This is a genomic window from Sphingomonas qilianensis (genome assembly GCF_039614825.1).
In the GTDB taxonomy this organism is placed as follows: Bacteria; Pseudomonadota; Alphaproteobacteria; order Sphingomonadales; family Sphingomonadaceae; genus Sphingomonas; species Sphingomonas qilianensis.
On sequence record NZ_JBDIMF010000001.1, the window covers coordinates 934,420 to 949,696 of the forward strand.

Here is a 15,277-nt window from a genome sequence, read left to right on the forward strand (position 1 = left end):
AGCCTCAGCACATTTCGCGGTGTCAAGCATGGGCAAGAAACCAAAGCGCGGGATGATCGTTCGGTAAATATGTCAAAGGATTTTGATCTACCCCGGCGCCAGGCGCAAAGCGGCGACATTGCCGTGGCGGCGCCGCGCCCTTGTGATCAAGTCAGCGGCGCCCTGCACCGCGCCTATGACAATGGCCGCGGCATGCCCGACGATTTCCTCCGCCTGCTGGCCAAGCTCAACGCGCTTTAGTCTCAGCCGCGATCGCGGCTGAGATGTTCTACTTCACCCATGATCGTGTCCAGCGCGGTCATGCCCGGTTCGTTGCTGTGCGTGCGACGCGACGGCAGCGAGCCATCGCCCAGGATCGTTTCCAGCGCCACGCGGCCACGCGCCACGCGGCTTTTGATCGTGCCCACGGCCACGCCGCAGATCTCGGCTGCTTCTTCATAGGCAAAGCCGCCCGCGCCAACGAGGATCAGCGCTTCGCGCTGCGGCTGCGGCAGATGCAACAAGGCACGCTGCATATCGCCCAGTTCGACGTGGCGATCCTGGCTGGCCGGGGCGGCGAGGATCTTGTCGGCGACGAGATCGTCCCATTCGCCCTTGAAGCGCGCGCGCCGCATCTGGCTCAAATACAGATTGCGCAGGATGATGAAGGTCCAGGCGCGCATGTTGGTGCCGGCCTGAAAACGCTGGCGCGCCGCCCAGGCCTTCATCAGCGTTTCCTGCACGAGATCGTCGGCCAGATCGCGATTGCCCGACAGCGAGCGGCCAAAGGCGCGCAGATGCGGAATGACCTGCGCGAGCTCTTTTTTGAACTCCGGATCGGACAGCGCGACGTGTTCAACGACCACATCCTGGCCGCTCTCGTCATCACTGGTTTCGGACTCGATCATGGACACCCGCTTTTTCGCCTCGCTGGCCTGTTACATAGGAAGGCCGCCGGCCGCATGCCAGCGTGCCCCGCAATCGCTGTCGATCAGCCCGCGTAGAACAGGTACGCGAAAATGACGATAACGAGCACCAGTGAGATGGCGAGGATGTACCGCGTCATATGCGGCGTGGAACCCGCGCGGGCTTCCTCGGTCGACACGTGAATCTTGTCATTGGGGTCTGTCATGAATCACCAAACCATCAAAAAACGTTTTGGGTCCGTATCGTTGGGAACTTTCGATACGGACCCTGAGGCTCAGAGCTCCGGCACCGTGGCGGAATCGAAGAACAGCGCCTGGCTGATCGCCGCTTTGACGGTGGACCGCTGGAACGGCTTGGTGATCAGGAACGTCGGCTCGGGCCGCTCGCCGGTGAGCAGACGCTCCGGGAAAGCGGTGATGAAGATCACCGGCACGTTGAATTCGGCCAGGATATCCTTGACCGCATCGATGCCCGACGAATCATCGGCCAGCTGGATATCGGCGAGCACCAGGCCGGGGCGATCCTCCATGGCAAGTGCCACCGCTTCGTCGCGCGTGACGGCAACGCCGGTGACGTCATGCCCGAGATCACGGACGATCGTCTCGATATCCATGGCGATGATCGGCTCGTCCTCGATGATCAGGACGCGCGCACGCGTCTGCTTTTCGATCTCGGCCAGCGCTTCGGCAATCAGGCTGTCGACTTCCGCCACGTCGACATCGATCAGATAGGCCGTATCCTCGGGCGTGAACCCTTCCATCGCGGTCAGCAGAAGAGCCTGGCGCGACAATGGGGTCATCCGTGCGAGGCGCGCGCGCGCGATCGACTCCTGATCGTCATCGGCGCTGGCGCCGGCATTTTCGGGCGTCTCGTCATAATTGGTCGAATTCCAGATCGCCTGGAACATACGATAGAGACCAAGCCGCGGATCGACTTCGCGGGGAAATTCATCCGGCGCCGCGACGATCGCCTCCAGCGTGGCACGGACATAACGATCCCCCTGCGTCTGGCTACCGGTAAGCGCGCGGCCGTAGCGGCGCAGAAAGGGAAGATGGGGGGCAAGCTGCTGTCCAAGCGACATGGCTGTCGGGGTCTCCTGACATGAAAAAGCGCCGTCCTTGTGAAAGCCGGACGGCGCCAATGCAATGCGTTTTGAAAAGGCCAGCAAAACGCCGGACTTTTTCGCATCGTAAGTGGAACAATCGGTGCGCAATTTGGTTTCATGTTGTCGTCACGTGATTTATGCGAGGCAAACGGCGCTTGTGTCTTGCGCCGGTCTTTACATTTTGGCGTCGTCTGCGAAGGACCGCGCGCGATTGGGCTCAAGGCCGGCCACCGCCGGGTGCTTCAGGGGATATTGCATTGCAATCGGGCGATAATACATCGGGCAAGGCAGCTTCCGTGAAGACCAATGAAAAGACGGCGGGCGCTAGCGTTCAGAACAAGGACCGCGATATGGGGTCTGCGCTGCGCACCGTGTATCAAAAAACCGTTGAAGAGAGCATTCCGCCGGAGATGCTGGATCTTTTAGGCAAGCTTGACTGACGCCGTGACCACTTCATCGTGACCACGCCCGTCAACGACCAAGACGCAGCTCCCTCCCGGCCTACCAATCGACCGCTCGCAATGCTGCGACAAATACCGACCGGCGCCAAAATATTCCTGATTCTGAGCGCCGCATTGCTGCCGTTAGCGGTAATCGGGTTCTTCGCGACACTGAAGAGCACGCAGAATGCCGCGGACGAATATCGCGCACAATTGAGCGTGGCCGCCTCCGAGAGCGGCCGTCGCCTCGCGATCGAACTGATCGGCGACATGACGGCGCTGCGGGTGGCTCTGAACGCACTCGAAGCCGATCCGGGTGATGCCCCAAGCTGTGCCCGCGCGCAGGGCGTGTTCGCACAGCAAGTTGCCAGCGGCACGCGCTTCGCCATCCTGGATGGGCAACGACGCGTGTTGTGCGGCGCCGCGCTTCCCGCCGGCGTGACCGCCCCCCCCACACAGTTGGCAAAACCGATTGCCGCCCACTTGATCCCGGGCCGCGGACTGGTGCTGGCGATCCACGGCAGCGGCGGCGCGAGCGCCAACGTGTTCTTCCCGGTGCCGTTCCTCGCCGCGATCGGCCAGCCAAGCGGATTTGGCGCTGCGTTCGAATCGCAATTGTCGAATGCGGATGAAACGCTGACGCTGGTGGCCTTGCCGCCCCGTGGCGCGCTTGAACGGCGCGATATGCTGGAAGCGGATCTCGGCATCGCCGATCTGTCGATGCAGATGACCGTACGCAGCCTGCCGATCTCCTCGCCCCTGCTCATCGCCATGCTGCTGCCGATCCTGATGTGGGCCGCCGCGGCCAGCATCGGCTGGTTCATCGTGGATCACCTGCTCATCCGACCGCTGCGCAAACTGCGCACCAGTGTTGCCGCTTATGTGCCGGGGGAGATCATCGATCCAGCCGAGGTGCGCGCGCTCCCCGCGCAGGAAATTCGCGAACTGGGCGATACCTTTCGCAATATCACCCGCACCGTGGCGGAGCATGAGGCCGGATTGGCCGAAGGCCTGGTGCGTCAGACCAAGCTGACACGCGAAGTGCATCACCGGGTGAAGAACAACCTGCAGGTTATCTCCAGCCTGATCAATTTCCACGCGCGCGGCGCAAAATCGGTCGAAGCAACCGCGGCCTATGCCGGCATCCAGCGCCGCGTCGATGCGCTGGCGGTGGTCCATCGCCACCATTTTGCCGAGATGGAGGAGCATCGCGGCCTCTCGCTCCGCTCGGTGATCGGCGAACTCTCCTCCAACATCCGCGCGACGGCGCCCGAGGGCTCGGGCGGCCTCAGCATCGTTCTCGATGTCGAACCCTTCCTGGCCAACCAGGATGTGGCGGTCGCCATCGCCTTCCTGCTTACCGAAATCGTCGAACTGGCGATGAGCTGCAATCCCGCAGCGCAGATCCGCATCTCGGTCAAACCCAGCGAGACGGCAGAGCGTGCCACGGTGCGGATCAGCTCGCCGGCGCTGATCGAAAGCGATGCGCTGCGCGAGGCAATCGGCCAGCGCTATGGCCGCGTGATGGAGGGCCTGTCGCGGCAGTTGCGCTCCAAACTGCACCACGATCCGCTGATCGGCGCCTATGAAATCTCGGTCGCCGTGACCGGACGCGACTGATTGCTGCAGCGCAGCCAGCTTTCGATCAATAAAATACATTACGGCCGCTTTTTGCGGGAACCGATTATCGCGATGTCCGTTTTACATTCCGGATAGCGAATTTATGCCCCCCCGCTCTCGCTATCCACACCATGGGCCCGACAGCGTCTACCCTCCCCCCCCGGAGACGCTGCCGGGCCCAATACTTTCTTGCCGCCTCTCATGCTGCCACCGGAACGATATTCGGGCGTCGCGCATTGGGCTGTCAGGCAAAACGCCTTTTCATCAGGGAGATTTATATGCGCAAGATCATGGGAATGGCCGTCGTTGCCGCTGCACTGCTGGTCAGCGCCTGCAACACGATCGAAGGCGCCGGCAAGGACGTTTCGTCGGCTGGCAGCACGGTCGCCAAGACGGCAGACGACGCCAAGTAAGCCGCATCCGGTTCGCCGGATACGCACAAGGCCCTCTCCCAAACGGGAGGGGGCCTTTTTCGTGTCTATTTGAAGTCGCTCAAGCCCGCCAAGCTACCGGCAGAAACATCCACCGCGCGACTTTAGCGCCCGACCCGACACGCGCGAACGATGGCAGTTGTCGATCGGCGGCGCCCCGCCGGCCTCAGGCCGCCTCGCTCGCCTCCGCTGCCACTTTGGCACGCTTGCGTTCGGTGAACCAGATCCCGATCAGCGCGAGTTCGTACAACAGCACCAGCGGGATCGCGAGCAGCAGCTGCGAGCCGATATCGGGCGGGGTCAGCACCGCGGCAATGGCGAACGCGCCGACGATGGCGTAGCGCCGTGCGCTGACGAGTTGCGCGCGCGTCACGATGCCGGCGCGTTCGAGCAGCATCAGCAGCACGGGCAGCAGGAACGACAGGCCGAACGCGAACAGGAACTGCATCACGAACGACAGATACGATGTGACGGTGGGCAGCGTCTCCTGCTTGATGCCGCCCAGATCGCCCTGGAACGACAGCAGGAAGTGCAGCGCCATCGGTACGGCGATGCAATAGGCCAGCGTTGCGCCGAGCAGGAACAAGATCGGCGTGGCCAGCAGGAACGGCAGCAAGGCGCGCTTTTCCTGGCGGTACAGGCCGGGCGCGACGAACTGCCACAATTGGTTGGCGATGACCGGGAATGACAGCATCAGCGCGGCGAAAAACGCGACCTTGATCTGCACGAAAAAGGCGCTGAACACTTCGGTGGAAATGATCGTCTTCTGCCCCGCCACGACCAGCGGGCGGACGAGGAAGGCAAAGATTTCGCGCGAGAAATAGAAGGACAGGCCAAAGGTGATGGCCAACGCCACCGCACAATACAACAATCGGCGACGCAGTTCGATCAGGTGATCGAGCAACGGCGCGCGCGAGGCGTCGATTTCGGTTTCTGCCGCATCGCTCACGATGCGGCCTTGCGCTTGCGCGGCTTTTTGGCCGGGGGCACGGCGCCTTCGTCGGATTGGGCCGTGACGGGTGCGTCGAACGCCAGTTGTGGTGGGGATTGCTCGGCAATCGGCGCGGCCGGCGATGGTGAGGCCGGCAGCACAGGCGGATCGGCCGCAAAGGCCGGTTGCTCGACCATCACCGGGGGCGCTTCGCCGTCATGCTCGTCCTGATGCTCGATCACCGTCGGCTCGCTCTGCGGCAACATGGCTGGCGCGGGGTGCTCGCTCATGATGCGGGCATTTTCCGCCGCCCACTTCTTTTCCATTTCTTCAAGCTCGGCCTCACGCACCATCGAATCGAAACCGGAGCGGAACTGGCGCATCACGCCACGCGCCCGCCCGACCCAATAGCCGACGAAGCGCATCGCCTTGGGCAGATCCTTGGGGCCGATCACGACCAGCGCGACCAGCGCGACCAGCAGCAATTCGGTAGGCGCGACGTCGAACATGAATGCCTATCGCTCAAAGTGGACGAATTCGGCCGCGGGGCGAAGCGCCCCGGCAGCAAAATCGACGCCGGTCGCGACTAAGCGCGAACGGCGTAGTTTACGGGCGCTCCTCGCGCAGCTTTTCGCCGTCGCGATCGAACGCCGGATCGGCCGCCGGCTTGGCGTCGATCCGCGATGGCGCCGCCGGCGTCACGGTACGCTCGTCTTCCTCGTCCGCCATGCCCTTCTTGAAGCTTTTCAGCCCCTTGGCGACATCGCCCATCATGTCCGAAAAGCGCCCCTTACCGAACAGGAGCATCACGATCACACCGACTACCAGCCAATGCCAGATACTAAGGCCACCCATCACAGAATCTCCTGATTTCGGCCCCCATCTAGTCCTGTTCGTCCGCGCTTTCCACCTCCGTCTCATCGGGCCCGATTTCATCGCCGGTTTGATCGCCCAAGTGATCAAAGGCGAGATCGACCGGATCGAGCAATCCGGCGGCCTTCAGATCATCGAGCCCGGGCAGATCGCGGCGGCTGGCCAGCCCGAAATGCGCGAGGAAATCGGGCGTTGTCGCGTAGAGCAGCGGCCGCCCGGGGACCTCGCGCCGCCCCGCGGGCCGCACCCAGCCCGCCTCCATCAGCACGTCGATCGTGCCCTTGCTGATCTGCACGCCGCGAATCGCCTCGATCTCTGCGCGCGTTGCCGGTTCGTGATAGGCGATGATCGCCAGCGTCTCGATCCCCGCGCGGCTCAATTTTCGTGGTTCTTCCCGGTCGCGGCGCAGCAGATGCGCCAGATCGGGCGCGGTCTGGAAATGCCAGCGCTCACCGCGCCGCACCAGCTCCACGCCGCGCCCGGCATAGGCCGCCTGCACCGCCTCCAGCGCCGCGGGGATGCCGCTCGCCCCGTTCAGATGCGTGGCGATCTGATCGACGCTCATCGGCTCGGTCGCGGCGAACAGCACCGCTTCGACGGCGCGCGCGCGATCGTCGGGCGCGCTCATGCGGGCGCCCTAAGATAGAGCGGCGCGAACGGCGATTTCTGCCTGAGTTCCACCCGCCCCTGCCGCGCCAGTTCCAACGCCGCGACGAAACTGGAGGCGAGCGCGGATTTGCGGAACGCGCTGCTCTCCGTGTCCGGCAGGAAACTCTCGATCACGCCCCATTCCACCGTCATGCCGAGCAGCCGCGAAACGCGCTCCAGCGCCGCCTCCAGCGTCATTACGTGGCGATCGGCGACGACGTGCATCACCGGGCGGGTGCGCGCGCTGATGCGGCCATAAGCGGCGATCAGATCGTAAAGCTCGGCCTGCCACAGCGACTTGCGCACCGTCCGCAATCCCTCGGGCGCGCCGCGCGGGAACACGTCGCGCCCGATGCGATCGCGCGCCATCAGCCGTGCGCCGCCCTCGCGCATCGCGCTGAGCCGCTCCAGCCGCAACTGCAGCCGCAGCGCCAGTTCTTCCGGATCGGGCTCGACGGTCGGGTCGCGCGGCAGCAGCAGCGCGGATTTGAGATAAGCGAGCCACGCCGCCATCACGAGGTAATCCGCCGCCAGTTCGAGTTTCAGCGTCTTGGCCTGGTCAACGAAGCGCAGATATTGATCGACCAGGGCAAGGATCGATATCTCGCGCAGATCGACCTTCTGATGCCGCGCCAGCGCGAGCAAAAGATCGAGCGGGCCTTCCCAGCCGCCGAGATCGAGATTGAGGGTTTCAGGGTGGTCGTTCACCAGATCAATCTAGCGCTATTCGTCTTTGTGGCCATCCCCGAGCCGGCGACCTCACGCCCGCGAGGTTGCGGTCTCAGTGGGGCGAGCGCGCCGCGCGCCGCATCAAGATCCCAGCGTTCGCTGGGATGACGGACGATATCGGCAGCTATGCCACCGCCAGAAGCGCATCGCGCTTCGCGATCAACGACGCCAGATCGCCCTCACCGCGTACACCCGCAATCGTCGCCATCGCGCGATCCAGCCGCGCGCGGGACACGTCAGAGATGGGCGCCAGCCGCGCGGCGATATGCTCCATCTCGTCCATCCGCCCCCAGCAATCGAGCACCACGTCGCAACCCGCAGCGATCGCGCCCGCCGCTTTGTCGCCCGCGCTGCCGGAGAGCGCCTTCATGTCGATATCGTCGGTCATCAACAATCCGTCGAAGCCGATACGCTGGCGGATCACCTGCTCGATCACGATCGGCGACAGCGTCGCAGGGCGCTCCTTGTCCCACGCGTCGAACACAATGTGCGAGGTCATGCCCATTGCCGCCCCGTTGAGCGCGATGAACGGCGCGAGATCGATCTCCAGTTCAGCCTCGGACGCCGAGACGGTCGGAAGCGACAGATGCGAATCGACCTTGGCGCGGCCGTGCCCCGGCATATGCTTGACCACGCCGACCACGCCGCCGCGCTGCAGCCCCTCGAGCATCGCCCGCCCCATCGCCGCGACGCGCAGCGGCTCGCGCCCCAGGGCGCGGCTGGTGATCATCTCGGTCGTATCGGCATGCGCGACATCGAGCAGCGGCAGGCAATCAACGGTGATGCCAACTTCGGCCAGCGTGAGCGCGATCGCCTCGGCATTGGCGCGCGCTGCTTCGATCGCGGAGATCGGGGCGGTCTCATATAATTTGTCGAAGGCCGGCCCCGCTGGGAAGGCGGGCCATTCCGGCGGCTGCATCCGCGCCACGCGCCCGCCTTCCTGATCGATCAGGATCGCCAGATCATTGCGCCCGGCAAGCGCACGCAGATCGTCCGTCAGCGCGCGGACCTGCGCCCGGGTTTCGATGTTACGCTTGAACAGGATGTAACCGGCCGGCTCGACCGCGCCGAAAAACGTGCGTTCGGCCGGCGTGAGAGCCGGGCCGGAGAGGCCGAAAATGACGGGGATCATGAGAGCTGCTCCAACGCGCGCGGTGCGCAAGGGGAGGCCTATATCAAGCCCCTCCCCGTTAGGGGAGAAGCTTGCGAACTCAATCGCTCGCCACGAAACAGGCTTCGCCCGCCACCTTCAGCTTGCCGCACAATTCGCGCGCCTGCCCCGCGCTGCCGGCGTTGACGCGCAAGCGATACACCGTGCGCCCGTTGACCTCGGCCTTCTGCACCGACTTGCCGAGCGGCTCGAGATACGCAAAGCGCGTCGATGCTCGCGTCCAGCCGGCATTGGCCTCGCGCTCGCTGTCGAACGAACCGATCTGCACCAGCGCGCCACCCGAGGCGCCGGACGCGGCCGACCTACGGCCCGGCCCGGTCGGTGCTGCGGTCAGCTTGCCGCTCGACGCGGGCAATGCGGCGACCGCGGTGTTGCCACCGCTCTGGCCGGTCGTCGCGCTGCTCGCCTTGGTCCCGACGATCGGCGTCTCCGGCACTGCATCGACGTTGATCCTGGCGTCGCCCGTCGCACTGCCATCGCTCGTGGCGATCGCGCTATCGCCTTCGCCCTCGACCTTGAGCCCACCCGGTTCGTCCGGCTTGATCTTGTAATCCCCCGCCGGCGCCGCGATCAGATCGCCATTGCCGTCCGAGACGCGCGCGCCCTGATAGTAATAATATCCGAACACCGCCGCGGCGAGCACCGCCAGGCCAAGCGCGACGAGCAGCACCAGCCGCAGCACCCCACTATTATCCTCATAATCGTCATCGACCGTTTCGAGCCAGGGCAGTCGATCCTCGTCCCGCACCTCGACATCACCAGAGGTTGCCATCGTCACATCTCCTGGACCGCCTGCACCCCCATGATGCCCAGACCGTTACGGATAACTTGCCCGATCGCGTCGGCCAAGAAAAGCCGCGCGCAGGTCAACGCCGCATCATCGGCAATCAGGAAACGACGCGATGGATCATCCTTGCCGGCATTCCATAACGCATGGAGCGATGCCGCCAAGTCATAGAGATAGAAAGCAATCCGGTGCGGCTCGCGCGCTTGCGCGGCGGTATCGACGACACGCGGGAATTGCGCCGCGAGTTTCACCAGCGCCAGTTCCTGCGTATCAAGCTGGGACAGATCGATCGCCTTGCAGCCGATCCCCGCCTCCGCCACTTTGCGCTTGAGCGACGCGATCCGCGCATGCGCATATTGCACGTAGAACACGGGATTATCCTTCGAGGCCTCGACCACCTTGGCGAAATCGAAATCCATCTGCGCATCGGCCTTGCGCGTCAGCATCGTAAAGCGGACGACATCCTTGCCCACTTCGGTAACGACATCCGCCAGCGTGACGAAATTGCCCGAGCGCTTGGACATCTTGACCGGCTCGCCGCCGCGCAGCAGCCGCACCATCTGCACCAGCTTGACGTCGAACTTGGTCTTGCCGCCGGTCAGCGCCTGCACTGCGGCGACGATGCGCTTCACCGTGCCGGCATGATCCGCGCCCCAGATGTCGATCAGCGCATCCGCGCTTTGCGCCTTCTGGTAGTGATAGGCGAGATCGGCGCCGAAATAGGTCCATTCGCCGCTCGATTTGCGGATCGGGCGATCCTGATCATCGCCAAACTGCGTCGAACGGAACAGCGGCAGCACCACTGGCTCCCAGTCTTCGAGCTCCTGGCCCTTGGGGGCTTCCAGCACGCCATCATAGATCAGCCCACGCGCACGCAGCTCCTTCTCGGCCGCCTGCGGCTTGCCCGCTGCCTGCAACTCGGCCTCGGACGAAAACAGATCGTGATGGATGCCGAGCAGCGCCAGATCCGCCTTGATCAGCACCAGCATCGCCGCGACGGCGCTTTTGCGGAACAGCACCAGCCAGTCGGCCTCGGGCGCATCGACGTAGCGATCACCGAATTCCTGCGCCAATGCCTGCCCCACCGGGACAAGATAATCACCCGGATACAGACCTTCGGGAATCTCGATCGTCGCGCCGAGCGCCTCGCGGTACCGCAGGTGCACCGAGCGCGCGAGCGTATCGACCTGCCCACCGGCATCGTTAACATAATATTCGCGGATCACTGTATTGCCGGCGAATTCAAGCAGGCTGGCCAATGCATCGCCGACCACCGCCCCGCGGCAATGCCCCATATGCATCGGCCCCGTCGGATTGGCCGAGACATATTCGATGTTCACCGTCGTCCCCCGCCCGCGCGCGGAGCGACCGTAATCGTCGCCGCCATCGACGATGGCTGACAGCTCGGCGCGCCACGTATCTTCGCTGAGCGTAAGATTGATGAAGCCAGGCCCGGCGACGGACACCGCCTCGACCTCATCCAGCTCGCCGAGCTTGGCGGCGATCTTCTCCGCCAGCGCGCGCGGGTTGGTTCCTGCCGGCTTGGCCAGGACCATCGCCGCGTTGGTCGCCAGATCGCCATGCGTCACGTCGCGCGGCGGCTCGACCGTCACGGCGGTGCGGTTAAGCGCTGCGGGCAGATCGCCCGTAGCAACGAGCGTATCGAGAACGGCATCGAGATGCGCGGCGAACCTGGTGTAAAGCGTCATGCGCGGGCGCTTAGAACAATGCGCGGCGAAAGGGAATTCTGTGCTGGCGGCCTGCATCCCCGAGAAGCCGGTTGCCGATTGCGTTTGATGCAACCACGCCCACACCCTTTGCGATTGGCTTTATGTGGCAGTGCAATATTATTGCCGACAGTTAGCGATAACACGAACCTCAGGACAGGGTGCTGGATCCGGCCTTCGACCATTCGAAAGGACCAGAAACATGACCAAATTCCTCACCGCCGCGCTGCTCGCCGCCATCGCCATCCCTGCCGTCGCCTCGGCCGAAGAAGCGCCGCAGCGCAGCTTCACGCGCGATGGCCAAACCTTCGTCTACACCTCAGTCGTCAAGGACGACAAAACCGTGCTCAGCGGCCATGCCTATCCATCGGGTCGCGATTTCACGCTCTCCGTGCGCGGCAAGCGCGTACGTGGCTATGCCGGTGGCGTTCCCGTGTCGTTTGTGGCCGAAAGCGCATTGCCGCGCAGCACCGGTACCGCGCTGGCATCACGCTAACGGTACCCAGCACCGGGCCGGTCAGCGACCGGCCCGGTGCATTTTGCCCTGCATTAGAACCCTTCGGGCAGATCCACCGGCCCGACCGCCTCGCGATAGCGCGTAACCGCATAGCGATCCGTCATGCCGGCGATAAAATCGGCGATGTGCCGGCTGCGATACGGCTCCGATGCGGGCAAGCGCCCGGACCAGTCCGCCGGCATCAGCCCCGGATCGGCGCGATAAGCGGCAAACAGCCCGGCGACCACGTGATGCGCCGCCTGCGCCGCCTCCAACTGGCGCGGATGATGATATAAATTGGTATACATGAAGCGCTTCAGATCGCGCTCATGCTCGCGCATGGCCGGCGAAAAACCGACCAGCTGATCCGCCAGCCGCACGTCGGCCGCGGTTTCGATGCGTGCTGCGGCGATCCGCGCCTCGCTCTCGGCAATCACGTCATTGACCATTCGGCCGATCTGGCTTCGGATCAATTCGCCGACCAAGCGTTCGGGTGGAAGATCGGCATTGCGCGCGCACGTTGCCGACCATCCTTCGGCCACCACCGGCACCGCCAGGATCTGATCGACACTCAGCAGCCCGGCGCGCAGACCATCATCGATATCGTGATTGTCATAGGCGATATCGTCAGCGATCGCCGCCACCTGCGCTTCCAGGCTGGGCCAGCGCGTCAGATCGAGCGGAAAGGCCGCATCCGCCGCCGCCAGTGCCCAGCCCGGTCGGTGGATCGGCCCGTTATGCTTGGCCAGCCCCTCCAGCGTTTCCCAGGTGAGGTTGAGCCCCGACCAGCGTGGATAAGGCGAATCGATCATCATCAGGGCGCGCAGCGTGTTGCCGTTGTGATCGAAGCCGCCATGCCCCCCCTCTTCTTCGGAAGGGCCGAGCGCCTCCTGCAGCGCATCCTCGCCGGCATGGCCGAACGGCGGGTGGCCGATATCGTGCGCCAGGCATAACGCCTCGGTGAGATCCTCGTTCAGCCCCAAGGTGCGCGCGATCGTGCGGCCGATCTGCGCCACCTCCAGGCTGTGCGTCAGCCGGACACGGAAATGATCGCCATCGGGCGACAGGAACACCTGCGTCTTGTGGCGCAAGCGGCGAAAGCTGATCGAGTGGACGATACGATCACGATCGCGCTGAAAAGCATCGCGCGGCCCGCGAATTTCCTGGGCGACAGTCTCGCTTTGTTCTTTATGCAGACGACCGCGGCTCTGCGATGGATCCGACGCCCAGGGCGCCGGATGCCTCATTGCATCAATCCATTCGTGTCGCTGAACAATGGGATCACTTCGCCGCCAATTTGGCGACCTTTTGCCCGGCCTCACTGGTAAAGGTAAAGGCCGAAAGCCCCTCTTTAGACAATGTATTGACGAAGCTGCGCGCCTCGGACTCGCTCTTGAACGGCCCGGTCAGCACGCGATTGGAGGCGCGTTGCGCCGCAGTCCAGCCCGTCTTGCCTTTGAAGGCGAGCGGCGCCTTGGTTCGCACCCGCGCCCATTCCTTGGGCAGATCGCCCTCATTGGCGCCGCCCGCCACCTGCACCCATATGCGCGCCGGTTCGAGCAACTTGGGGTCGTTTTTCTTCTTGAGCTCTTCGGCCTTCTTCGTCTCGGCGAGCTTCTTGGCCTCGGCGAGCTTCTTCGCATCCGCCAGCTTCTTGGCTTCGACCGCCTTCTTGGCCTCGGCCAGCTTCCTGGCATCGGCCAGCTTCTTGTCACGGAGCGCCCTTGCGGCGGCGACGGCCTTATCGTTGGCCAGGCGATCCGCAGCGCGCTGATCGTCGGACACCGGCGCAACCGTTGCGGGCGACGTCGCCGCGATCGGTTGCGACGCGACCGGCGCAACGGCGGCAACAGGCTCGGCGCCGACTGGTGGAACATCAAGCTCGGCACCGGGCACAGTGATATTGGCGATGATCTTGGCCAGGATCGAATCCTCGCCGCGGGCCGGGCCAGGCGCCGGCGGCAGGATCGGCGGCGGCAGGATCGGCGGCGGCAGGATCGGCGGCGTTACGGCCGCAACCTGCTGCGTCGATTCCGTGGCGGCACTGCTCGATATGGGCTGCGCGACGGGAGGCATAGTCGCTGCTGGCGGCATTGCGCCGGGTTGCACTGGCGCAGGCGTCGGTTCGGCCGCGACCACCACCGGCCGCGGGGTAACCACCTGCGCGATGCTGACAGCGGGCGGCACGGCGCGCACCGGCACCCCGTTAGCGGGCGCCGTGCTCGGTGCCGGGCTCGGCGCCGCGCGATCGGTCGGCGCCGGTGCACGCATCGGCTGCACCGCGGCCACCGACGCGTCGCGCGCCGCCGCGCCCGCGTTCTGCGATTGGCTCGCCGCCGCGCTATAAGGCGGCGAGATTCGGGCCGCTTGATTGGTCGGGGTCGTTACTGGAGCCTGATAGGATGGCGGTTGCGGCGACGGCGCCGGGGCGCGCACCGTCGCCACCTGGATGCTGCTGCGGGCCTGCGTCTCGCGTTTTTCGCGCGCGCGCCGGGCGCGACGATCCTCCTTGGCCGGCACCGCGGCGACCGTGACCACCGCCGCCGCGACCGGTGCGGGCCGCCCCGGCTCGGGCAACAAAACGGGCAGGCGTGGCGTCAGCCGGGCATCGGCGAGCCGCTGCGGGGTCGCGCGCACTTCGCCGAAATGCACGGCGAAAGCGCGATCGATCGGCCCCAGCGTGGCAAGCCTACTGAAGAACGGTTGCAGTCCCTGCCCCAGCCCGCCCGGCATCATGCTGGCGGCGATGCGCTCGGCGCCCTGGCTATCGCCGGTCATCGCCAGGATGAAGGCGCGCGTGCGCCACGCGCCACGATCGCTGCGGCGGAGCAGCGGATCGATGATCGCCAGCGCCTCGTCGCGCTTGCCCGAGATACCGAGCGACAAAGCATAACGGCGCAACGTCTCGTCCGCCGGGCCGCCACGCAGCGCCAGCCGGTAATCGCGTTGCGCGCGCTCCTGCTCGCCGATCAGATCATAGGCCAGCCCGCGATCCGCGGCAAAACGCCGCATGTCGCCGCGCAGCGCTTCCGCCTCGGCAAACAGCCGTAGCGCCTCGCCGGGCCGCCCGGCCTGGACAAGGATCGTCGCGCGACCGGCCTTGATCCGCGGATTGCTCGGATCGATCCGCTCGGCGCGCGCGAAAAAGCCGGCAGCGGCGGTGGCGTCGCCCAGCTTGAGCGTCAGTTCGCCCGCCCGCACCATGGCATTGAGGTCACCGGGATTGGCCGCCAGCGTGCGCATCTCGCCGGCCAGCGCATCGGCATCGGGCGTGGCGGGCTGAACGAACACGGTCTGCGCGCGCGCCGCAAGCGGCGCCAGGACGAGTGGCGCAGCGAGGGCAGCGGCAAAAAGGCGGCGGGTGCGAAATACTGTCATCGGAATCGATGCTAGACGCCAGCGCAGGTGAACCG

Annotated in this window: 18 protein-coding genes; 5 read left to right on the forward strand and 13 right to left on the reverse strand. The window is 65.0% G+C overall.

The window, feature by feature from the left end:
- The first annotated feature begins 69 nt into the window (after positions 1-69).
- Complete coding sequence (locus ABC969_RS04520) at positions 70-240, forward strand: hypothetical protein (protein ID WP_345863256.1); 171 nt, start codon at positions 70-72, stop codon at positions 238-240.
- Positions 241-242: 2 nt separating this feature from the next.
- On the opposite strand, the gene ABC969_RS04525 is transcribed toward ABC969_RS04520, so the two are convergent.
- The 3 genes from ABC969_RS04525 to ABC969_RS04535 all read right to left on the reverse strand — a co-directional run bounded on the left by ABC969_RS04525 (position 243) and on the right by ABC969_RS04535 (position 1,987).
- On the reverse strand, positions 243-887 hold the full coding sequence (locus ABC969_RS04525) for a sigma-70 family RNA polymerase sigma factor (protein WP_345863257.1): 645 nt from the start codon (positions 885-887) through the stop codon (positions 243-245).
- An 83-nt stretch (positions 888-970) separates the two neighbouring features.
- Positions 971-1,111, reverse strand: coding sequence for a hypothetical protein (locus tag ABC969_RS04530; RefSeq protein WP_345863258.1), 141 nt, complete (start codon positions 1,109-1,111; stop codon positions 971-973).
- Between the two features lie 69 nt (positions 1,112-1,180).
- Positions 1,181-1,987, reverse strand: coding sequence for a response regulator (locus ABC969_RS04535; RefSeq protein WP_345863259.1), 807 nt, complete (start codon positions 1,985-1,987; stop codon positions 1,181-1,183).
- Positions 1,988-2,307: 320 nt separating this feature from the next.
- Here ABC969_RS04535 and ABC969_RS04540 point away from each other — a divergent pair, with 320 nt between their 5' ends.
- The 3 genes from ABC969_RS04540 (at position 2,308) to ABC969_RS04550 (ending at position 4,484) form a co-directional block, all read left to right on the forward strand.
- Positions 2,308-2,451: a NepR family anti-sigma factor gene (locus ABC969_RS04540; RefSeq protein ID WP_345863260.1), complete on the forward strand. Its 144-nt coding sequence runs from the start codon at positions 2,308-2,310 to the stop codon at positions 2,449-2,451.
- A gap of 81 nt (positions 2,452-2,532) precedes the next feature.
- On the forward strand, positions 2,533-4,071 hold the full coding sequence (locus ABC969_RS04545; RefSeq protein ID WP_345863261.1) for a sensor histidine kinase: 1,539 nt from the start codon (positions 2,533-2,535) through the stop codon (positions 4,069-4,071).
- A 278-nt stretch (positions 4,072-4,349) separates the two neighbouring features.
- Complete coding sequence (locus ABC969_RS04550; protein WP_345863262.1) at positions 4,350-4,484, forward strand: entericidin A/B family lipoprotein; 135 nt, start codon at positions 4,350-4,352, stop codon at positions 4,482-4,484.
- 184 nt (positions 4,485-4,668) lie between these two features.
- Here ABC969_RS04550 and tatC read toward each other — a convergent pair whose 3' ends face one another.
- The 8 genes from tatC to argS all read right to left on the reverse strand — a co-directional run bounded on the left by tatC (position 4,669) and on the right by argS (position 11,350).
- The gene (tatC, locus tag ABC969_RS04555) at positions 4,669-5,451 is read right to left on the reverse strand and encodes a twin-arginine translocase subunit TatC (protein ID WP_345863263.1); all 783 of its coding nucleotides are present in this window, start codon (positions 5,449-5,451) and stop codon (positions 4,669-4,671) included.
- Positions 5,448-5,942 (reverse strand): Sec-independent protein translocase protein TatB, encoded by a 495-nt coding sequence (gene tatB, locus ABC969_RS04560; RefSeq protein ID WP_345863264.1) that lies wholly within the window; start codon positions 5,940-5,942, stop codon positions 5,448-5,450. Before tatB ends, tatC begins: the two co-directional genes overlap by 4 nt.
- 97 nt (positions 5,943-6,039) lie before the next feature.
- Positions 6,040-6,288, reverse strand: coding sequence for a twin-arginine translocase TatA/TatE family subunit (locus ABC969_RS04565; protein ID WP_345863265.1), 249 nt, complete (start codon positions 6,286-6,288; stop codon positions 6,040-6,042).
- Positions 6,289-6,316: 28 nt separating this feature from the next.
- A complete protein-coding gene (gene scpB / locus ABC969_RS04570; protein WP_345863266.1) occupies positions 6,317-6,934 on the reverse strand; it encodes an SMC-Scp complex subunit ScpB in 618 nt (205 codons plus the stop codon).
- Positions 6,931-7,662, reverse strand: a complete 732-nt coding sequence (locus ABC969_RS04575; protein ID WP_345863267.1) for a segregation and condensation protein A — start codon at positions 7,660-7,662, stop codon at positions 6,931-6,933. Before ABC969_RS04575 ends, scpB begins: the two co-directional genes overlap by 4 nt.
- Positions 7,663-7,807: 145 nt before the next feature.
- Entirely contained in the window at positions 7,808-8,815 is a 1,008-nt protein-coding gene (locus tag ABC969_RS04580; protein WP_345863268.1) for a glycoside hydrolase family 3 N-terminal domain-containing protein, read from the reverse strand.
- A 79-nt stretch (positions 8,816-8,894) separates the two neighbouring features.
- Positions 8,895-9,626 (reverse strand): SPOR domain-containing protein, encoded by a 732-nt coding sequence (locus ABC969_RS04585; RefSeq protein WP_345863271.1) that lies wholly within the window; start codon positions 9,624-9,626, stop codon positions 8,895-8,897.
- A 2-nt stretch (positions 9,627-9,628) separates the two neighbouring features.
- Positions 9,629-11,350, reverse strand: coding sequence for an arginine--tRNA ligase (gene argS / locus ABC969_RS04590; RefSeq protein WP_345863273.1), 1,722 nt, complete (start codon positions 11,348-11,350; stop codon positions 9,629-9,631).
- Between the two features lie 220 nt (positions 11,351-11,570).
- Here argS and ABC969_RS04595 point away from each other — a divergent pair, with 220 nt between their 5' ends.
- Complete coding sequence (locus tag ABC969_RS04595) at positions 11,571-11,864, forward strand: hypothetical protein (RefSeq protein ID WP_345863275.1); 294 nt, start codon at positions 11,571-11,573, stop codon at positions 11,862-11,864.
- Positions 11,865-11,917: 53 nt separating this feature from the next.
- Here ABC969_RS04595 and ABC969_RS04600 read toward each other — a convergent pair whose 3' ends face one another.
- Both ABC969_RS04600 and ABC969_RS04605 read right to left on the reverse strand, forming a co-directional pair.
- Positions 11,918-13,111, reverse strand: a complete 1,194-nt coding sequence (locus ABC969_RS04600; RefSeq protein WP_345863277.1) for a deoxyguanosinetriphosphate triphosphohydrolase — start codon at positions 13,109-13,111, stop codon at positions 11,918-11,920.
- A 34-nt stretch (positions 13,112-13,145) separates the two neighbouring features.
- Positions 13,146-15,242: an SPOR domain-containing protein gene (locus tag ABC969_RS04605; protein ID WP_345863279.1), complete on the reverse strand. Its 2,097-nt coding sequence runs from the start codon at positions 15,240-15,242 to the stop codon at positions 13,146-13,148.
- Positions 15,243-15,277 lie beyond the last annotated feature (35 nt).

What these genes read in the sequence shown, in the direction of transcription:
- ABC969_RS04520 (WP_345863256.1), top strand. Translation starts at nt 70, where the DNA reads ATGTCAAAGGATTTTGATCTACCCCGGCGCCAGGCGCAAAGCGGCGAC.
- ABC969_RS04525 (WP_345863257.1), bottom strand. Translation starts at nt 887, where the DNA reads ATGATCGAGTCCGAAACCAGTGATGACGAGAGCGGCCAGGATGTGGTC.
- ABC969_RS04530 (WP_345863258.1), bottom strand. Translation starts at nt 1,111, where the DNA reads ATGACAGACCCCAATGACAAGATTCACGTGTCGACCGAGGAAGCCCGC.
- ABC969_RS04535 (WP_345863259.1), bottom strand. Translation starts at nt 1,987, where the DNA reads ATGTCGCTTGGACAGCAGCTTGCCCCCCATCTTCCCTTTCTGCGCCGC.
- ABC969_RS04545 (WP_345863261.1), top strand. Translation starts at nt 2,533, where the DNA reads ATGCTGCGACAAATACCGACCGGCGCCAAAATATTCCTGATTCTGAGC.
- ABC969_RS04550 (WP_345863262.1), top strand. Translation starts at nt 4,350, where the DNA reads ATGCGCAAGATCATGGGAATGGCCGTCGTTGCCGCTGCACTGCTGGTC.
- tatB (WP_345863264.1), bottom strand. Translation starts at nt 5,942, where the DNA reads ATGTTCGACGTCGCGCCTACCGAATTGCTGCTGGTCGCGCTGGTCGCG.
- ABC969_RS04565 (WP_345863265.1), bottom strand. Translation starts at nt 6,288, where the DNA reads ATGGGTGGCCTTAGTATCTGGCATTGGCTGGTAGTCGGTGTGATCGTG.
- scpB (WP_345863266.1), bottom strand. Translation starts at nt 6,934, where the DNA reads ATGAGCGCGCCCGACGATCGCGCGCGCGCCGTCGAAGCGGTGCTGTTC.
- ABC969_RS04580 (WP_345863268.1), bottom strand. Translation starts at nt 8,815, where the DNA reads ATGATCCCCGTCATTTTCGGCCTCTCCGGCCCGGCTCTCACGCCGGCC.
- ABC969_RS04585 (WP_345863271.1), bottom strand. Translation starts at nt 9,626, where the DNA reads ATGGCAACCTCTGGTGATGTCGAGGTGCGGGACGAGGATCGACTGCCC.
- argS (WP_345863273.1), bottom strand. Translation starts at nt 11,350, where the DNA reads ATGACGCTTTACACCAGGTTCGCCGCGCATCTCGATGCCGTTCTCGAT.
- ABC969_RS04595 (WP_345863275.1), top strand. Translation starts at nt 11,571, where the DNA reads ATGACCAAATTCCTCACCGCCGCGCTGCTCGCCGCCATCGCCATCCCT.
- ABC969_RS04600 (WP_345863277.1), bottom strand. Translation starts at nt 13,111, where the DNA reads ATGAGGCATCCGGCGCCCTGGGCGTCGGATCCATCGCAGAGCCGCGGT.
- ABC969_RS04605 (WP_345863279.1), bottom strand. Translation starts at nt 15,242, where the DNA reads ATGACAGTATTTCGCACCCGCCGCCTTTTTGCCGCTGCCCTCGCTGCG.